This window comes from Wenzhouxiangella indolica (assembly GCF_042310355.1).
In the GTDB taxonomy this organism is placed as follows: domain Bacteria; phylum Pseudomonadota; class Gammaproteobacteria; order Xanthomonadales; family Wenzhouxiangellaceae; genus Wenzhouxiangella.
In genome coordinates this window covers 130,390-145,359 of record NZ_JBHJMR010000001.1, presented here as the reverse complement: position 1 = coordinate 145,359, position 14,970 = coordinate 130,390, and the positions used below count along the sequence as shown (strand labels likewise).

Annotated in this window: 20 protein-coding genes; 2 read left to right on the top strand and 18 right to left on the bottom strand. The window is 63.4% G+C overall.

The genetic code is table 11. The annotated features are described in order from the left end of the window. Positions 1–13 precede the first annotated feature (13 nt). The gene (gene trhA, locus ACDC67_RS00685; RefSeq protein WP_376689911.1) at positions 14–664 is read left to right on the top strand and encodes a PAQR family membrane homeostasis protein TrhA; all 651 of its coding nucleotides are present in this window, start codon (positions 14–16) and stop codon (positions 662–664) included. On the opposite strand, the gene ACDC67_RS00680 is transcribed toward trhA, so the two are convergent. Continuing rightward, positions 633–2,561: a putative bifunctional diguanylate cyclase/phosphodiesterase gene (locus ACDC67_RS00680; protein WP_376689910.1), complete on the bottom strand. Its 1,929-nt coding sequence runs from the start codon at positions 2,559–2,561 to the stop codon at positions 633–635. The two genes, trhA and ACDC67_RS00680, sit on opposite strands and share 32 nt — an antisense overlap. Positions 2,562–2,698: 137 nt before the next feature. Between ACDC67_RS00680 and ACDC67_RS00675 the strand changes: the two genes are divergently transcribed. Continuing rightward, complete coding sequence (locus tag ACDC67_RS00675) at positions 2,699–3,241, top strand: lipid-binding SYLF domain-containing protein (protein ID WP_376689909.1); 543 nt, start codon at positions 2,699–2,701, stop codon at positions 3,239–3,241. Between the two features lie 20 nt (positions 3,242–3,261). Here ACDC67_RS00675 and ACDC67_RS00670 read toward each other — a convergent pair whose 3' ends face one another. The 17 genes from ACDC67_RS00670 to rpsN all read right to left on the bottom strand — a co-directional run bounded on the left by ACDC67_RS00670 (position 3,262) and on the right by rpsN (position 14,961). After that, positions 3,262–5,058 carry an ABC transporter transmembrane domain-containing protein gene (locus ACDC67_RS00670; protein WP_376689908.1) on the bottom strand — a complete coding sequence of 599 codons (1,797 nt, stop codon included), beginning with the start codon at positions 5,056–5,058 and terminating at the stop codon, positions 3,262–3,264. Continuing rightward, on the bottom strand, positions 5,055–5,966 hold the full coding sequence (gene rarD / locus ACDC67_RS00665; protein WP_376689907.1) for an EamA family transporter RarD: 912 nt from the start codon (positions 5,964–5,966) through the stop codon (positions 5,055–5,057). Before rarD ends, ACDC67_RS00670 begins: the two co-directional genes overlap by 4 nt. Then, positions 5,963–7,555, bottom strand: a complete 1,593-nt coding sequence (locus tag ACDC67_RS00660; protein ID WP_376689906.1) for an AsmA family protein — start codon at positions 7,553–7,555, stop codon at positions 5,963–5,965. The genes rarD and ACDC67_RS00660 overlap by 4 nt, the downstream gene beginning before the upstream one ends. 136 nt (positions 7,556–7,691) lie before the next feature. Next, positions 7,692–8,078, bottom strand: coding sequence for a 50S ribosomal protein L17 (gene rplQ, locus ACDC67_RS00655; protein WP_376689905.1), 387 nt, complete (start codon positions 8,076–8,078; stop codon positions 7,692–7,694). Between the two features lie 10 nt (positions 8,079–8,088). Beyond that, positions 8,089–9,093, bottom strand: a complete 1,005-nt coding sequence (locus ACDC67_RS00650; protein WP_376689904.1) for a DNA-directed RNA polymerase subunit alpha — start codon at positions 9,091–9,093, stop codon at positions 8,089–8,091. A 54-nt stretch (positions 9,094–9,147) separates the two neighbouring features. Beyond that, a complete protein-coding gene (rpsD, locus tag ACDC67_RS00645) occupies positions 9,148–9,774 on the bottom strand; it encodes a 30S ribosomal protein S4 (protein WP_376689903.1) in 627 nt (208 codons plus the stop codon). Between the two features lie 26 nt (positions 9,775–9,800). Next, a complete protein-coding gene (gene rpsK / locus ACDC67_RS00640; RefSeq protein WP_376689902.1) occupies positions 9,801–10,193 on the bottom strand; it encodes a 30S ribosomal protein S11 in 393 nt (130 codons plus the stop codon). 11 nt (positions 10,194–10,204) lie between these two features. Beyond that, the gene (gene rpsM, locus ACDC67_RS00635; protein WP_376689901.1) at positions 10,205–10,558 is read right to left on the bottom strand and encodes a 30S ribosomal protein S13; all 354 of its coding nucleotides are present in this window, start codon (positions 10,556–10,558) and stop codon (positions 10,205–10,207) included. Positions 10,559–10,652: 94 nt separating this feature from the next. Further along, the gene (rpmJ, locus tag ACDC67_RS00630; protein ID WP_376689900.1) at positions 10,653–10,766 is read right to left on the bottom strand and encodes a 50S ribosomal protein L36; all 114 of its coding nucleotides are present in this window, start codon (positions 10,764–10,766) and stop codon (positions 10,653–10,655) included. Between the two features lie 41 nt (positions 10,767–10,807). Next, positions 10,808–12,166 (bottom strand): preprotein translocase subunit SecY, encoded by a 1,359-nt coding sequence (gene secY, locus ACDC67_RS00625; protein WP_376689899.1) that lies wholly within the window; start codon positions 12,164–12,166, stop codon positions 10,808–10,810. Next, complete coding sequence (gene rplO, locus ACDC67_RS00620) at positions 12,166–12,597, bottom strand: 50S ribosomal protein L15 (RefSeq protein ID WP_376689898.1); 432 nt, start codon at positions 12,595–12,597, stop codon at positions 12,166–12,168. Before rplO ends, secY begins: the two co-directional genes overlap by 1 nt. 22 nt (positions 12,598–12,619) lie before the next feature. Then, positions 12,620–12,814 carry a 50S ribosomal protein L30 gene (gene rpmD, locus ACDC67_RS00615; protein ID WP_376689897.1) on the bottom strand — a complete coding sequence of 65 codons (195 nt, stop codon included), beginning with the start codon at positions 12,812–12,814 and terminating at the stop codon, positions 12,620–12,622. Further along, positions 12,807–13,313 (bottom strand): 30S ribosomal protein S5, encoded by a 507-nt coding sequence (rpsE, locus tag ACDC67_RS00610; RefSeq protein WP_376689896.1) that lies wholly within the window; start codon positions 13,311–13,313, stop codon positions 12,807–12,809. Before rpsE ends, rpmD begins: the two co-directional genes overlap by 8 nt. 17 nt (positions 13,314–13,330) lie before the next feature. Beyond that, positions 13,331–13,687, bottom strand: coding sequence for a 50S ribosomal protein L18 (gene rplR, locus ACDC67_RS00605; RefSeq protein ID WP_376689895.1), 357 nt, complete (start codon positions 13,685–13,687; stop codon positions 13,331–13,333). A 10-nt stretch (positions 13,688–13,697) separates the two neighbouring features. After that, a complete protein-coding gene (rplF, locus tag ACDC67_RS00600) occupies positions 13,698–14,225 on the bottom strand; it encodes a 50S ribosomal protein L6 (RefSeq protein ID WP_376689894.1) in 528 nt (175 codons plus the stop codon). Between the two features lie 22 nt (positions 14,226–14,247). Continuing rightward, on the bottom strand, positions 14,248–14,643 hold the full coding sequence (gene rpsH / locus ACDC67_RS00595; RefSeq protein WP_376689893.1) for a 30S ribosomal protein S8: 396 nt from the start codon (positions 14,641–14,643) through the stop codon (positions 14,248–14,250). A 12-nt stretch (positions 14,644–14,655) separates the two neighbouring features. Further along, positions 14,656–14,961, bottom strand: coding sequence for a 30S ribosomal protein S14 (gene rpsN / locus ACDC67_RS00590; protein ID WP_376689892.1), 306 nt, complete (start codon positions 14,959–14,961; stop codon positions 14,656–14,658). Positions 14,962–14,970 lie beyond the last annotated feature (9 nt).

Here is a 14,970-nt window from a genome sequence, read left to right as displayed (position 1 = left end):
TATATTCGGCCGCATGAGCCTGATGAAGAGCGATCATCACCGGGAAGAACTGCTCAACGCGCTCACGCACGGGCTCGGCGCGATTCTCAGCGTCGGTGCCGGCGCCGTGTTGATCACGCTGGCCGTCATTTTCGCCGGGGCGCGGGAAGTGGTCAGCGTGTCGGTCTTCGTCGCCTCGCTGACCCTGCTCTATACCGCCTCGACGCTTTATCACGCCGCTCGCCATCCGCTGTGGAAAGCGCGGCTGAAGGTTCTCGACCACTGCGCCATCTTCCTGCTGATCGCCGGCACCTACACCCCGTTCACGATCGCCGCGCTGCGGGGCGGCTGGGGCTGGTCCCTGTTCGGCACGATCTGGGGCCTGGCCGTCGCCGGCGTGATCTTCAAGGTGTTCTTTACCGGGCGATTCCATGCCCTTTCGACGGCCACCTATGTCGGCATGGGCTGGCTGGTCGTGGTCGCGCTCGCGCCGCTCAGCCAGGTTCTGACTCCGACCGCCATGCTCTGGCTGGTGCTCGGTGGGGTGCTCTACACCGCCGGAACCGTGTTCTACCACGCCGAACGCATTCCCTACGCGCACGCCATCTGGCATCTTTTCGTCCTGGCCGGGAGCGTCTGCCATTTCGTTGCCGTCACTGCCCAGATGATTGCGCATCCGGCCTGATCCGGGACAGCGCATCGACGATTGCGGGCACTTCACCGGCCGGCAGGGCGCGGCTGAAGAAATGCCCCTGGAAGCAGTCGCATTCCATCTGCGTGAGGATGTCGAGCTGGTCCAGACGCTCCACGCCTTCGGCGACGACCTTCAGCCGCAAGCAACGCGCCATGCTGATGATGGCCGCGACCAGGTCGCGATCGGAGTCGCGCCCGGCCAGATCCATGATGAACGAGCGGTCGATCTTGAGGGTATCGAGGTCGAACTCCTTGACGTAGGACAGGGATGAGTAACCGGTGCCGAAATCGTCGAGCGAGATGTGTACGCCCAGGGCGCGCAGCTTCTGAAGCGCGTCCTGTCCTGCCTGGATCTGCTCCATCAGCATCGACTCGGTGATCTCGAGCGTCAGCAGACCGGGCGCGAGCCCGGTTCGCTCCAGCACCTGTTCGACGGTTTCCACCATGCGCCCGGTCTGGAACTGGCGCGCCGACAGGTTGACCGACACGGGCAAGTCCTCGATGCCCTGCTCGGCCCAGCGGGCAGCCTGCACGCAGGCCTGCTCGAGCACCCAGTCGCCGAGCGGCACGATCAAGCCGCTCTCCTCGGTGGCGCGGATGAACTCTGTCGGCATGATCAGTCGACCGTCCAGAGAGCGCCAGCGCACGAGCGCTTCGACACCGCAAACGTGGTACTGCGGCGCGGCGGCGACGATCGGCTGAAAATGGAGCTCGAACTCCTGTGCATCCAGCGCATGACGAAGGCGTGCGTCCAGCTGCAGGCGTTTGCTCGCCGAACGCACCATCGAATCGTTGAAGTGCTGCCAGGTATTGCGGCCGCGCCGCTTGGCCTGGTACATGGCGGCGTTGGCGAACTGCAGCAGCTCGGTCACGGACTGCGCGTCATCGGGATACACGCAGATACCGACGCTGGCGCTCACGTAGACCTCGCTGCGGTTGGCCAGGACGAAGGGCTCGGCCATCGCTTCGAGCGTTCGGCTGGCGCAGGCGGCCGCCTGCTCGGGTGCGTGCGGGCCGGTCAGGTATATGACGAATTCATCGCCCCCCATATGCGCCAGGCCGGCATCCGCAGGTAAGCCGCCGCGAAGCCGGCGCGCCACCATGACCAGCATGTCGTCGCCGATGGGGTGACCGAAACTATCGTTGACGTTGCGGAAATGATCAAGATCGATGTAGAGCACGGTGATGCGCTGTTCGCCCTCGCTTGCGCCGGCCAGCATGCGTCGCAGGCGGTCCTGCAGCATGAGGCGGTTGGGCAGGCCGGTCAGCGCATCGTAATAGGCCAGCTGCTCGAGACGTTTCTGGGCCTCCTTGAGCTCGCTGACGTCGGTAAAAATCCAGGCATATTGCTCGTTGCCGCCGCGGTCTGCGCCGACATTGGTCACCGTGGCCAGAAACGGACGTTCGGCGCCATCGGCGCTGCGGTTCCAGATTTCGCCGGTCCAGTAGCCGCGTGTCTCGACCGAGCGCTCGAGATCGGCAAAGAACCCCGCGTCGTGGCGCGAAGAATGGAGCGTGGCCAGGTCCCGCCCGATCAGGCGATCCTGCTCGACGCCACTCATGCGCTCGAAAGCGGGGTTGGCCGATACAATGCGCTTGCGACGGTCGGTGAGAACCACCCCTTCGTGGGTTCGCTCGAAAACCACGGAGGTCTGGCGCAGCTCCCGAATCAGGCCGGCCTGATCGCCGAGCGCGCGCCAGCTGAGCCAGAACACCAGCACGGAACTGGCCAGCACGAACAACCAGCCCTTGTAGGTCTGAAAGGTGGTCAGAAGCGCCCGGTCGCCGGCGAGGTGTTGCACGGCGGAATCGGAAAGGAAGATCCACAGCGCCCCGGCGGCCGCATAGATCAAGGCGACCTTGAGTGCGTAGCTACCCGTAAGCTTCATTGACACCCTCCCTTCCGGGCGGGGTCGCGGCGCGCCTTGCACGCGGCCGAACCCGCCGGTGAACCAACTATACTACGAAAGCGTCGAATCACCGAAATGCCGGCTTGCGCCGGCCCTACTCGTTACCGGAGAGAATCATGTCAGTCAACGCCCCCAAGACCACGCCCTTGATCTCCGTGATGCTGCTGCTTGGACTGCTGGCCGGCTGCGCATCCACGCCGTCAGACGACGCCCTGGTCAGCGAGTCGCGCTCGGCACTGGCCAGTTTTATCGACCGTGACCCCGCGCTTCAGCGCTGGCTCGACCAGGCGCACGGCTATGCGGTGTTCCCCAATATCGGCAAGGGCGGATTCTGGATCGGCGGCGGCTTCGGGCGCGGCATTGTTTTCGAGCAGGGCAAACCGGTCGGCCGGGCGACGGTCTCCCAGGCCACCATCGGCCCGCAGATCGGCGCCCAGTCGTACAGCCAGCTGATCTTCTTCCGCGACGAAGCCGCGCTGCGGCGCTTCCAGCGTGAAAGCTTCGAGTTTTCCGCCCAGGCGACGGCCGTGGCCGCCACCGAGGGGCGCGCTGCAACGACCAGCTACGAACGCGGCGTGGCGGTGTTCAACCTTGCCCGGGGCGGGCTGATGGCCGAGGCTTCCGTAGGCGGCCAGAAGTTCCGGTACTGGTCACTGTAAGCGTCCATGCGAGGCTCCAGTCAGCGGGACGATGGCTCGGTCCCCTCGTCTGCCAGGAACTGCAGTCTCGCCAGGCGAGCGTAGAGCGGGCTCTCGGCAACCAGGGTGTCGTGGCTGCCCTGGGCGACCACGCTGCCCCGATCGAGCACCACGATGCGATCGGCGCGCCGTACGGTGGCCAGGCGGTGGGCAATGACGAGTACCGTCCGGTCGTTGCTGATGTCGTTGAGCGCCTCCTGGACCAGGCGCTCGCTCTCGGCATCCAGGCTGGCGGTTGCCTCGTCGAGCAGCAGCAGCGGGGGCTGCTTGATCAGCGCACGGGCAATGGCGATGCGCTGGCGCTGGCCGCCGGAGAGGCGAATCCCGCGTTCGCCCAGGAACGTGTCGTAGCGCTCGGGCCAGCGCTCCACGAACTCGTCGGCGTGGGCGCTATGGGCGGCGCGTTCCACCTGCCCAGGGCTCGCATCGGGCTGCCCGTAAGCGATGTTGTCGGCCGCGCTGCCGGAGAACATCACCACGTCCTGCGGCACCACGCCCAGGCGTTGTCGCAGCTCGCAAAGATCCAGGTTTCGAACATCGATCCCGCCCAGGCTCACGCGGCCGGTGTCGGTATCGTAGAAACGCAGCAGCAACTGGAACAGGGTCGATTTGCCGGCGCCGGACGGACCGACGATGGCGACGGTTTCACCCGCCCGGACATCGAAGCTCAACCCGCGCAGCACCGGCTCATCCGGCCTCGACGGGTATGCGAAGGCCACATCTTCGAAAGCGACCGCCAGCGGCCCTTCCGGCAGACCGCAGGGGTTTTCGGGGCTGATGATGGTGGGATGGGCCTCGAGCAGCTCTGCCAGGCGCTCCATCGCGCCGGCGGCGCGCTGGAGTTGACTCCAGATCTCGCTCAGGCTCGCCGTCGAGCCGGCGGCTATGGCGGCATACAGAACGAACTGACCGAGCTGGCCGGGCGTCATCTCGCCGCTGAGGACCGATCGCGCACCGAGCCAGAGCACGAAGGTGATCGCGCCGAAGGTCATCATGATGACCAGAACGATCAGAAGCGTGCTGGCGCGAATCCGGTCGCGCGCGGCCACGAAGGCCGACTCGACCGACTCGTCGAAACGCGCTCGCTCGCGCGCCTCCTGGGCAAAGGTCTGGACGGTCTGGACGGCGTTGATCGTCTCGTCGCCGCGGGCACTGAAATCGGCCACACGGTCCTGGGCGCTGCGCGACAGCCGCCGCACCCAGCGCCCAAGCAGAACGACCGGCACGATGATCAGGACGATCAGCAGCGCAATCACACCAGCAAGCGACGGTGCGGTCACCGCCAGGGCAATCGAACTGGCCGCCAGCATCAGCAAATTGCGCACACCGAAGGATACGGTCGAGCCCACGAGCGTTTCGACCAGGGTGGTATCGGTATTGAGCCGTGAGAGCACTTCACCGGTGCGCGTGGTGCCGAAGAACTCGGGGCTCATCGACAGCACGCGCCCGTAGACCGCTTGTCGAATATCCGCCACGACGCGCTGGCCCAGCCAGCTGACCCAGTAGAAACGCAAACCGCCGCCGACGGCCATCATCGCCGCGGCCGCAAACAACAGCCAGAACCAGCGGTTGATGTTGGCGATATCCTCGGCCATGAAGCCGCGATCGATCACCTGGCCCACGGCCGCCGGAATCGACAGGGCGCCAGCGGCCGAAATCACCAGGAACAGCAGGGCCAGGCCGATCTGCAGGCGATAGCGCGCGATATAGGGCCGGAGCGCACGCAAGGAACCCAGACTGCGACTGGCCGGGCGCTGGATGGCTTCGGAGTCGCTCATGATGCTTCCTGCAAGGTGACGCGCGCCTGCCGGTATGATCGCCAGCTGGCGACCGAGAACAGAATCAGGGCCGTCCAGACGCAGGCGAAGGTCACGGCGTGGTCCGGCGTAAAGGGCTCGTCGAACAGAAAGACGGCCAGTAGGAAGGTCATGCTGGGCGCCAGATATTGCATGAGCCCTATGGTACTCAGATTGAGGCGTCGCACGGCGGTCGCGAAGAAGACCAGCGGCAGCAGCGTGACCAGGCCGGTGCCGGCAAGCAATGCCGCCTGAGACGGCTCGGAAGGCGCGAACGCCAGCGCGTCACCCAGATCCAGCCACAGCAACCACAAAAGCGCCAGCGGCGTCATGAGCAGGGTTTCCCAGAACAGCCCCACGATCGGTCCGACATCGGTTTTCTTTCGGACCACGCCATAGAGCGCGAAGCTGAAGGCCAGCACCAGCGCGATCCACGGCAACTGGCCCAATCTCAGGGTCATCCAGGCGGTTCCGATGAATGCAAGCACCACGGCAACGGCCTGCAGGGTGCCGAGACGCTCGCGAAAGATCAGCATGCCGAGCAGAACATTGACCAGCGGGTTGATGAAGTAGCCCAGGCTCGTGGAGAGCACGCGTTCGGTGTTGATGGCGTAAACGAAGACCAGCCAGTTGGTGGCGATGAGTACGGCGCTGATGGCAAGGGCGACGAGCACGCGCGGCCGCACGCGAATCGCCACCCGGAATCGCCGCCTCGACCGGAGCCCCAGAACCAGGCCGAGGAAGACCATTGACCAGACCACGCGATGGGCGATGATTTCGTCGGCGCCCACGTGACCGAGCAACTTGAAGTACAACGGCGCCAGGCCCCAGATGCAGAAAGCTCCCAGCGCGGCAGCCAGCCCGACAAGACGCTCTCGATCCGGGTTCATTGCCGGGTTTCGGCCCGCTGCGAATCCTGCTGTTCGGGCTCGGCATCGGCCTCGCCCGGATCGGTCGGTACCAGCCGGGGTCGCGCAACCGTACCGGACAATCCGAAGTGGATTGCGGGCAGCCCCGCGGCAAGAAACTCACCGCCGACCTGCCCGCTGTCCAGTTCAACGGCGGCCCAGCCGGCACCGGCGAGATCGCTGCCCTGGACGACGAAGGCCGGCAACTCGAGGAAACCGGGGGTGATGCGCAGATCAGCGTTGAAGCGATCGAAGGTCCGCCGCACCGGCTGCTCGTCGTCGCCGAGAAAGCGCCAGAAGCCCTGCCACAGATCCGCCTCGCCTTCGAGCAGAAAACCCCGTCCGGCCGGGTCCGGCCAGTGAAGCACAAGACGGGCCTCGCCGCTGCCACCGGCGACCGCCGGCAGATCAAGGGCGTCGAACAACTGGGACAATTCCGCCAGGCTGACGTCGATCGCCAGGGAGCCCGGGACTGCGGCGCCGACGAGGCCGTTGGCATCCACCATGCCCCCGGGGAAAGCCGCGGAGAGATTGATCGCCAGACCGCCATCCCGCGATCGGAGATCCACGCGAGTACTGGAAAACGCCAGCGGACCCATGCGCAGGCGATCGAACTGGGCCTGGGCGCGAAGATCCACGCGCCGGGCCGCCACCGCCAGCAGGCCTGCGGAATCCGCACCCAGGTGCTGGGTCAGAAATCGGGCAGCGACTTCGCCGTCCAGCGACACGCCGGAAAACAACAGATCCACAGCGGGAGGATCCCCGGCCTGATAGTTGAACGACAGGTCGAACTCCTGCGCCCCGACGCGCAGACGTCCACCGGAGAGAATCAGGCGAAAGGGCTCGTCGCTCCGCGTGGTCACATCGCCCTCGAGGCCGATCGTCGTCTCACGACCCGGCAATCGACCCTGTAACTGCATGTCGCGAAGCCGTACGGCGGAATCCGGCGATGCGGGCACCATCAGGTAGCCATTGACCTCCACCGCCTCGAGAACAGCCGGCTCACCGAGATCTCCGCGGAAACGAAAGGCAACGGGCCGGTCAAGGCTGAAACGCTCCAGCTCCACGAAGTCGATGGCAACGCTGTCCCTGCCCTCCCCGTGGGACGATGGCCGCGTCACCGTAACGTCCTGCAAACGGACACTACGTCCCGACAAAAGCCTGGCGCTGGACCGGATCGCCTCCAGCGGATCCGGGTCCTCGTCACCGTCCTCCTCGCTGGCAGCAAGGCTGATGACCGCCCCGCTCAACTGCATCTGCCCCGGAGAAAGCTCGCCACGAAGCAGGGGGGCCAGGCGCAGCGCCATGACCACCCGATCCGCGCGAAGGGTTGCCGGGCCGGGCGCACCCTCCGGCGCGTAAATCACCAGACCGTTGGCCACCACGCGCGCGCTCGGAAACAGGCGAAAGCGCAGCTCTCCCACGATTTCGACCCGCCGGCCGACCTGCTCGCTGAGTCGGTCCGAGACGATGGCTTTGAGCCGATCCTCATCGAAATAGATCACCGCAGTGCCCCACAGACCGAGCAGGATGATGGACAAGGCGGCGATTAGAATGATGGTACGGCGCATCCGGATCCCGGCGAGGTGGTGCACGGCCGCGGCTTCGACAGTCGCGGGACGTCATTGTAGCCCACAGCGATAATCCGGGCGAAAAAAAGCCCGGCAGCAGGGCCGGGCTTCCTGAACCTCCGGTCTGAACCGGAAATTATTCCGCGGGCTCGGCTCCGGGTGCATCCGGCCGATCAACCAACTCCACGTACGCCATCGGGGCGTTGTCGCCGGCGCGAAACCCGCACTTGAGAATGCGCAGGTACCCGCCCGGCCGTTCGCGATACCGCGGACCCAGTTCGGCGAAAAGCTTGCCCACTGCGTCGCGGTCACGCAAGCGATTGAAAGCCAACCTGCGGGCGGAAACGTTGTCTTCCTTTGCCAGGGTAATCAGCGGCTCGGCAACGCGGCGCAATTCCTTGGCCTTGGGCAGCGTGGTCTTGATGAGCTCGTGCTCGATCAGGCTGGCGGTCATGTTGCGGAACATCGCGCGCCGGTGCGGCGAAGTGCGGTTAAGCTTGCGACCTGCTTTACGGTGACGCATCGTATTCTCCTCAGTGCTCGGTGCGCGCCAACGACGGCGGCGGCCAGTTTTCCAGGCGGGTACCCAGCGACAGATCGTGGGTCGCCAGCACCGTCTTGATTTCGGTCAGAGATTTCTTGCCCAGGTTGGGCGTCTTGAGCAGCTCGGTCTCGGTCCGCTGAACCAGGTCTCCGACGTACTGGATGTGCTCGGCCTTCAGACAGTTGGCCGAACGCACGGTCAGCTCAAGATCATCGATCGGGCGCAGCAGGATCGGGTCGAAACTCTCGGTTGCCGTCTCTGTTTCATCCTTCTCGCGCGCGACGAAGTCGACAAAGACAGACATCTGGTCGACCAGGATGCCCGCAGCCAGCTTGACCGCGTCCTCGCAGCTCATCGTACCGTTGGTTTCGATATCCAGCACGAGCTTGTCGAGGTCGGTGCGCTGACCGACACGCGCGCTCTCGACGCTGTACGCAACACGGTGCACCGGGCAATAGGAAGCGTCGAGTTGCAGACGTCCAATGGTCCGGGTCTCTTCCTCGTTGAACTTCAGGGCCGCTGCCGCCTGGTAGCCGACGCCGCGGGTCACCTTCAGCTGCATTCGCAGCTTGCTCGCCTTGGTCAGCGTGCAGATCACGTGCTCGGGATTGAGTACATCGATATCGTGATCGAGCTGAATGTCTCCAGCCGTAACCGGGCCGGCCTTGTCCTTGCTCAGGGTCAGCGTGGCTTCTTCGCGGCTGTGCATGCGAATGGCCACGTCCTTGAGGTTGAGCAGAACCTCGACGATATCTTCCTGAAGCCCTTCGACAGCCGTATATTCGTGCAATACGCCGTCAATCTCGGCCTCGGTGATGGCGCTGCCCGGAATCGACGACAGCAGGATGCGTCGCAGCGCATTGCCCAACGTATGCCCGAAACCGCGCTCGAGCGGCTCCAGCGTAATACGGGCACGGCGCGGCGAGATCTCGTCGACGACCAGGCCCTTGGGCTTGAGCATCGTGCCGATAAGTTCGCTTATCTGGCCTGACATGATTGCCTCTCCAAAATCGGTTCTCGTGTGAAGCGCGGGAGCAAGTCCCGCGGCTTACTTCGAATACAGCTCGACGATCAGGTTTTCGTTGATATCCGGCGGCAAATCATCCCGTTCAGGGGCGGACTTGAATACGCCTTCCATCTTTTCGAAATCTGCATCGATCCATGCCGGCACCAGATCCAGTTCACGCGCCACGTTGATGGCTTCCTGGATGCGCAGTTGCTTCTTCGCCTTCTCGCGAATCGACACGCGGTCTTCCGGCTGCACCTGGTAGGAGGGGATGTTGACCACCTTGCCATTGATCTCGACCGACTTGTGGCTCACCATCTGCCGCGCCTGCGCGCGAGTGACGGCGAAACCAAGCCGATAGACAACGTTGTCCAGACGGCTTTCGAGAAGCTGCAGCAGATTCTCGCCTGTAGCGCCTTTGCGGCGGGCCGCTTCCTTGTAGTAGTTGCGGAACTGCTTCTCGAGCACGCCGTACATACGGCGCACCTTCTGCTTTTCACGCAGCTGAAGCGCGTAATCCGACAAGCGCTGGCGACGACTGTCGCCGTGCTGGCCCGGGGGCTGATTCAGCTTGCACTTCGACTCCAGACCGCGCGCGGGGCTCTTGAGGTTGAGATCAACGCCCTCGCGGCGAGCGAGTTTGCAGGTGGGTCCAATATATCTAGCCATATCTCTTCAGTCTGCCTGCCGGTGACTTACACGCGACGTTTCTTGGGTGGACGGCAGCCGTTGTGCGGAATCGGCGTGACGTCAATGATGTTGGTAATCTTGAATCCGGCCGCATTCAGCGACCGAACCGAGGACTCCCGTCCCGGTCCAGGACCGTTGACGCGAACCTCGAGGTTCTTCATACCGTACTCCTGGGCGGTGCGACCGGCGTTGTCGGCCGCCACCTGGGCGGCAAACGGCGTCGACTTGCGCGAACCGCGGAAACCGGAACCACCCGAAGTGGCCCAGGAAACCGTGTTGCCCTGGCGATCGGTGATCGTAATGATCGTGTTGTTGAACGAGGCATGCACGTGTGCAATGCCGTCGACAATGGTCTTCTTGACCTTCTTGCGAGTCTTGGCGGTCTGCTGCTTGGCCATCAGTTACTACCTCAACGAATCGGACGACGCGGACCCTTGCGGGTACGGGCGTTGGTGCGCGTGCGCTGGCCGCGAACGGGCAGACCACGGCGATGACGCAGACCGCGGAAGCAGCCCAGGTCCATCAGACGCTTGATGTTCATCGACACCTCGCGACGCAGATCCCCCTCGACGCTCATTTGACCGATCGTCTGGCGCAGCTTTTCCTGCTCTGCTTCGGTCAGGTCGCGAACCTTGGTATCCGGGGCCACACCAGTGACCTCGCAGATTTCGTAGGCCCGGGTTCGACCGATGCCGTAAATGTGAGTCAATGCCACCCAGGTATGCTTCTGGACGGGCAGATTGACGCCTGCTATACGTGCCATTTGCTTGCTCCGTAAACCGTTACGCCCGCTCGACGCAAACCAGCAATTTTACCGGGTTTCCCGGCATTTGCCAACCCCATCGAGGAACAGTGTTTCATCCCTGCCGCTGCTTGTGCTTCGGGTCGCTGCAGATCACGTAGACCACACCTTTCCGTCGCACCACCTTGCAGTGGCGGCAAACCTTTTTGACTGATGCCTGAACCTTCATTACTGCTCTCCAATCATTCCGGCCGTGAGACGGCCCTCACATCAGCGGCGTACCACGCCGCTCCGGCCATAACCCTTCAGGTTGGACTTCTTGAGCAGGCTGTCATACTGATGCGACATCAGATGCGCCTGCAATTGGGCCATGAAATCCATGGTCACAATCACGATGATCAACAGCGACGTACCGCCAAAATAGAACGGGACGTTCCACTGCATGATCAGAAACTCCGGCAGCAGGCAGACCGCCGCCAGGTAGAACGCGCCGACCAGCGTCAACCGCGTCAGGACATAATCGATGTAATCCGCTGTCTGGCGTCCCGGCCGAATTCCCGGAATGAAGGCGCCCGACTTCTTCAGGTTGTCGGCCGTCTCCTTGGAATTGAAGACGATGGCCGTGTAGAAAAAGCAGAAAAACATGACAAGACCGCCGAAAATCGCGATGTAGATCGGCTGGCCGGGGCTGAGCTGCTGAGAGATGCTCTGCAGCCATCCCGACTGGCCGGCCTGACCAAACCAGGTCGAGATCGTCGCCGGGAACAGCACCAGGCTGGAAGCGAAAATCGCCGGAATGACGCCGGCCATATTGACCTTCAGCGGCAAGTGCGTCGACTGGCTCCGATAGGCCTGGCGGCCCTGCCGCTGGGCATAGTTGATGGTGATCCGCCGCTGGCCCCGCTCGACGAAGACGACGAAGGCCGTAACCGCCAAGGCCAGAATCAGGAGGAACGTGGCCGCCAGAATGCCCAGCTGACCGGTACGGACCAATTCCAGCGTCGAGCCGATGGCTCGCGGCAACTCCGCCACGATGCCGGCAAAGATCAGTATGGAAATACCGTTGCCGATACCGCGTTCGGTGATCTGCTCACCCAGCCACATCAGGAAAACCGTGCCGGCAGTCAGCGTGATCACCGCGGCCAGGACGAATCCGGGACCGGGGGAAATCACGACCGGCAGATCTGCACCCGCGCTCTGGTTCTGCAGCGCGATGGCAACCCCGAAAGACTGAAACGCGGCCAGAACAACAGTGAAGTAGCGCGTGTACTGCGTGATCTTTCGACGACCCGACTCGCCTTCCTTTCGAAGCTGCTGCAGCTGCGGAATGGCGTGGCTCATCAGCTGAATGATGATCGCCGCGGAAATATACGGCATGACGCCAAGCGCGAAGATCGAGAAACGACCCAGCGCACCACCGGAGAACATGTTGAACACGTCGACGATGGTGCCGCTGGACATGTCCATCAGCTCCACGAGCGCGATCGGGTTGATGCCCGGCACCGGGATAAACGTCCCGAACCGGAAGATCAACAGTGCGACCAGCACCACGAACAGGCGCTGGCGCAACTCCTTGAGCCGACCGATTCCGCCGAGCATGCCGGCCATTTCCGAAGGATTGCTTGCCATTATTCGACCTTACCGCCCGCGGCCTCGATCGCCTTGGCCGCCCCGGCCGTCACGTGCACACCCCGGACGGTGACCGCACGCTCGATCGCGCCGGTGTTGACGACGCGAACCTTGCGCGTTGCCTTGCTGATCAGACCGGCTTGCCTGAGCGCGTCGAGGTCGACCACGTCGCCCTCCATCGCGTTGATCTGGTACAGGCGCAGCTCCGCCGTGTGCCGGTTGACCGCAGAGCGGAAACCGACCTTCGGAACCCGGCGCTGCAGCGGCATCTGGCCGCCCTCGAAACCGACCTTGTGATAGCCGCCCGACCGAGCCTTCTGGCCCTTGTGGCCGCGGCCGCCGGTCTTGCCCAGGCCGGAACCGATGCCGCGGCCGACGCGCTTGCGTTCGCTGCGGCTACCTTCTGCGGGCTGAATCGAATTGAGTTTCATGTCACCGTCCAAAAAGTTGAAATCAGGCTTCTTCCACCTGCACCAGGTAGTCGACCTTGCGAATCATGCCGCGCACGGCCGGCGTGTCTTCCAGCTCGACCGTATGGTGCATGCGGCGCAGACCCAGGCCACGCACGGTATCGCGATGCTTCCCGATCGTATTGTTGATCGAGCGAACCAGCGTTACACGGATCTTTCCTGCGTTCTTCTTAGCCATGGTATTCCAGAACCTCCTCGATCGGCTTGCCGCGCTTGATCGCGACCGTTTCCGGCGACGCCATGGCCTGCAGGCCCTTCAAGGTGGCGCGGACCAGGTTGATGGGGTTGTTCGAACCCAGACTCTTGGCCAGAACGTTGTGTACGCCGACCGCTTCGAATACGGCGCGCATCGGGCCGCCGGCAATCACGCCGGTACCTTCCGAGGCGGGCTGCATGTAGACACGCGATCCACTATGGCGAGACTTGACCGGGTGCCAGAGCGTGCCCTCGTTGAGGGAGATCCGCACCATGTCACGCCGGGCACGTTCCATCGCCTTCTGGATGGCCAACGGCACTTCACGCGCCTTGCCGTAACCAAAGCCGACCTTACCATCGCCGTCACCGACAACCGCGAGCGCAGTGAAACTGAACTGGCGGCCACCCTTGACGACCTTGACCACACGATTGACCGCGACCAGTTTCTCGATGAAATCGTCGGTGCTGTTTTCTCTAGCCATGATGAATTCCGTTAGCGTTAAAACTTCAGACCGGCTTCACGCGCGGCATCCGCCAGCGCCTTGACCCGTCCGTGATACCTGAAACCCGAGCGGTCGAAGGCCACGCCATCGACGCCGACCTCGAGCGCGCGCTCGGCAATCTTCTTGCCGACTGCCTCGGCAGCTTCCACGCTGCAGGTACTCTTGAGGCCCTCGGCAACGTCCTTCTGAACCGTCGATGCCGCGGCAACCGTATGCTGACCGCCAGCGGCGATCACCTGCGCATAAATATGCTTTCCGGAACGGTGCACGGACAACCGCGCCTGCCCCGAACGCGTGATGCGAGCGCGATTCTTGCGCGCACGCCGCAGTCTGGATTGATTCTTGTCCTTCATGATCGCTTCCTCAGGCCTTCTTGGCTTCCTTCATCACCACGCGCTCACCGGCGTAGCGCACACCCTTGCCCTTGTAGGGCTCCGGGGGTCGATGGGCACGGATCTCGGCGGCAACCTGGCCGACGAGCTGCTTGCTGCTGCCCTTGATCACGACCTCCGTCTGGCTCGGCGTTTCAATCGTCACACCGTCAGGGATCTCGAACTCGACCGGATGGCTGAAACCAAGCTGCAGGTTCACCTTCTGCCCCTGGACCTGGGCGCGGTACCCGACACCAACCAACTCGAGCTTCTTTTCGAAACCGTCAGTGACACCCTGAACCATGTTGGCGATCAGCGCCCGCATCGTTCCGGCCATGGCCATCGTGCCCGATTCATCCGGAGCCACAGTGACCACTCCGTCGTCGACACTCAGCGACACCGTCGGGTGCATCTGCATCTCCAGCTCACCCTTCGTGCCCTTGACCTTCACCACGCCGTCGGCATGGCTGAACTCGACGCCCTTGGGCAGTTCGATCGGGGCTTTTGCAATTCTCGACATTGTTAGTCTCTCCGAAACTCTATCAGGCGATCAGGCAGAGCACTTCACCGCCGTGACCTTCAGCTCGTGCCTGGCGATCCGACATGACGCCGTGAGACGTGCTCACGATGGCCACGCCGAGCCCGTTGAGCACGCGCGGCAGTTCGTCCTTACCGAAGTAGCGACGCAGGCTCGGGCGGCTGTAACGGTCAAGGCGATCAATGACGCCGCGGCCGTCTACGTACTTCAGCTCGATCGTCAGTTCGCGCTTGGCGCCTTCTTCCTCGACACGGAAGTCGCGGATATAGCCTTCGTCCTTGAGGACGCCGGAAATGGCGACTTTCACCTTGGACGCCGGCATACTCACAGTCCGCTTGTTGACAGCCTGCGCGTTCTTGATGCGTGCCAGCATATCGGCGATGGGATCACTCATGCTCATTGCGATATCTCCTTACCAGCTCGCTTTGCGCAGACCCGGGATATCGCCACGCATCGCCGCTTCACGCAGCTTGGTGCGGGCAAGTCCGAACTTGCGATAGAAACCACGCGGCCGACCCGATTGACGGCAGCGATTGCGACCACGCACCGGCGACGAGTCCCGCGGCAGCTTGTTCAGCTTGTGCATCGCGGACTGCTTCTCGTCGAAATCGGCCTCGGGATCGGCAATGATGCGCTTGAGCTCTGCGCGCTTCTCGGCGTACTTCTCCGCAAGCTTGGCCCGGCGCACGTCGCGTTCAACCATCGAAATCTTAGCCATACTCTAAAT

Coding starts and splice junctions, on each gene's coding strand:
- trhA (WP_376689911.1), top strand. CDS start 14: ATGAGCCTGATGAAGAGCGATCATCACCGGGAAGAACTGCTCAACGCG.
- ACDC67_RS00680 (WP_376689910.1), bottom strand. CDS start 2,561: ATGAAGCTTACGGGTAGCTACGCACTCAAGGTCGCCTTGATCTATGCG.
- ACDC67_RS00675 (WP_376689909.1), top strand. CDS start 2,699: ATGTCAGTCAACGCCCCCAAGACCACGCCCTTGATCTCCGTGATGCTG.
- ACDC67_RS00670 (WP_376689908.1), bottom strand. CDS start 5,058: ATGAGCGACTCCGAAGCCATCCAGCGCCCGGCCAGTCGCAGTCTGGGT.
- rarD (WP_376689907.1), bottom strand. CDS start 5,966: ATGAACCCGGATCGAGAGCGTCTTGTCGGGCTGGCTGCCGCGCTGGGA.
- ACDC67_RS00660 (WP_376689906.1), bottom strand. CDS start 7,555: ATGCGCCGTACCATCATTCTAATCGCCGCCTTGTCCATCATCCTGCTC.
- rplQ (WP_376689905.1), bottom strand. CDS start 8,078: ATGCGTCACCGTAAAGCAGGTCGCAAGCTTAACCGCACTTCGCCGCAC.
- ACDC67_RS00650 (WP_376689904.1), bottom strand. CDS start 9,093: ATGTCAGGCCAGATAAGCGAACTTATCGGCACGATGCTCAAGCCCAAG.
- rpsD (WP_376689903.1), bottom strand. CDS start 9,774: ATGGCTAGATATATTGGACCCACCTGCAAACTCGCTCGCCGCGAGGGC.
- rpsK (WP_376689902.1), bottom strand. CDS start 10,193: ATGGCCAAGCAGCAGACCGCCAAGACTCGCAAGAAGGTCAAGAAGACC.
- rpsM (WP_376689901.1), bottom strand. CDS start 10,558: ATGGCACGTATAGCAGGCGTCAATCTGCCCGTCCAGAAGCATACCTGG.
- rpmJ (WP_376689900.1), bottom strand. CDS start 10,766: ATGAAGGTTCAGGCATCAGTCAAAAAGGTTTGCCGCCACTGCAAGGTG.
- secY (WP_376689899.1), bottom strand. CDS start 12,166: ATGGCAAGCAATCCTTCGGAAATGGCCGGCATGCTCGGCGGAATCGGT.
- rplO (WP_376689898.1), bottom strand. CDS start 12,597: ATGAAACTCAATTCGATTCAGCCCGCAGAAGGTAGCCGCAGCGAACGC.
- rpmD (WP_376689897.1), bottom strand. CDS start 12,814: ATGGCTAAGAAGAACGCAGGAAAGATCCGTGTAACGCTGGTTCGCTCG.
- rpsE (WP_376689896.1), bottom strand. CDS start 13,313: ATGGCTAGAGAAAACAGCACCGACGATTTCATCGAGAAACTGGTCGCG.
- rplR (WP_376689895.1), bottom strand. CDS start 13,687: ATGAAGGACAAGAATCAATCCAGACTGCGGCGTGCGCGCAAGAATCGC.
- rplF (WP_376689894.1), bottom strand. CDS start 14,225: ATGTCGAGAATTGCAAAAGCCCCGATCGAACTGCCCAAGGGCGTCGAG.
- rpsH (WP_376689893.1), bottom strand. CDS start 14,643: ATGAGCATGAGTGATCCCATCGCCGATATGCTGGCACGCATCAAGAAC.
- rpsN (WP_376689892.1), bottom strand. CDS start 14,961: ATGGCTAAGATTTCGATGGTTGAACGCGACGTGCGCCGGGCCAAGCTT.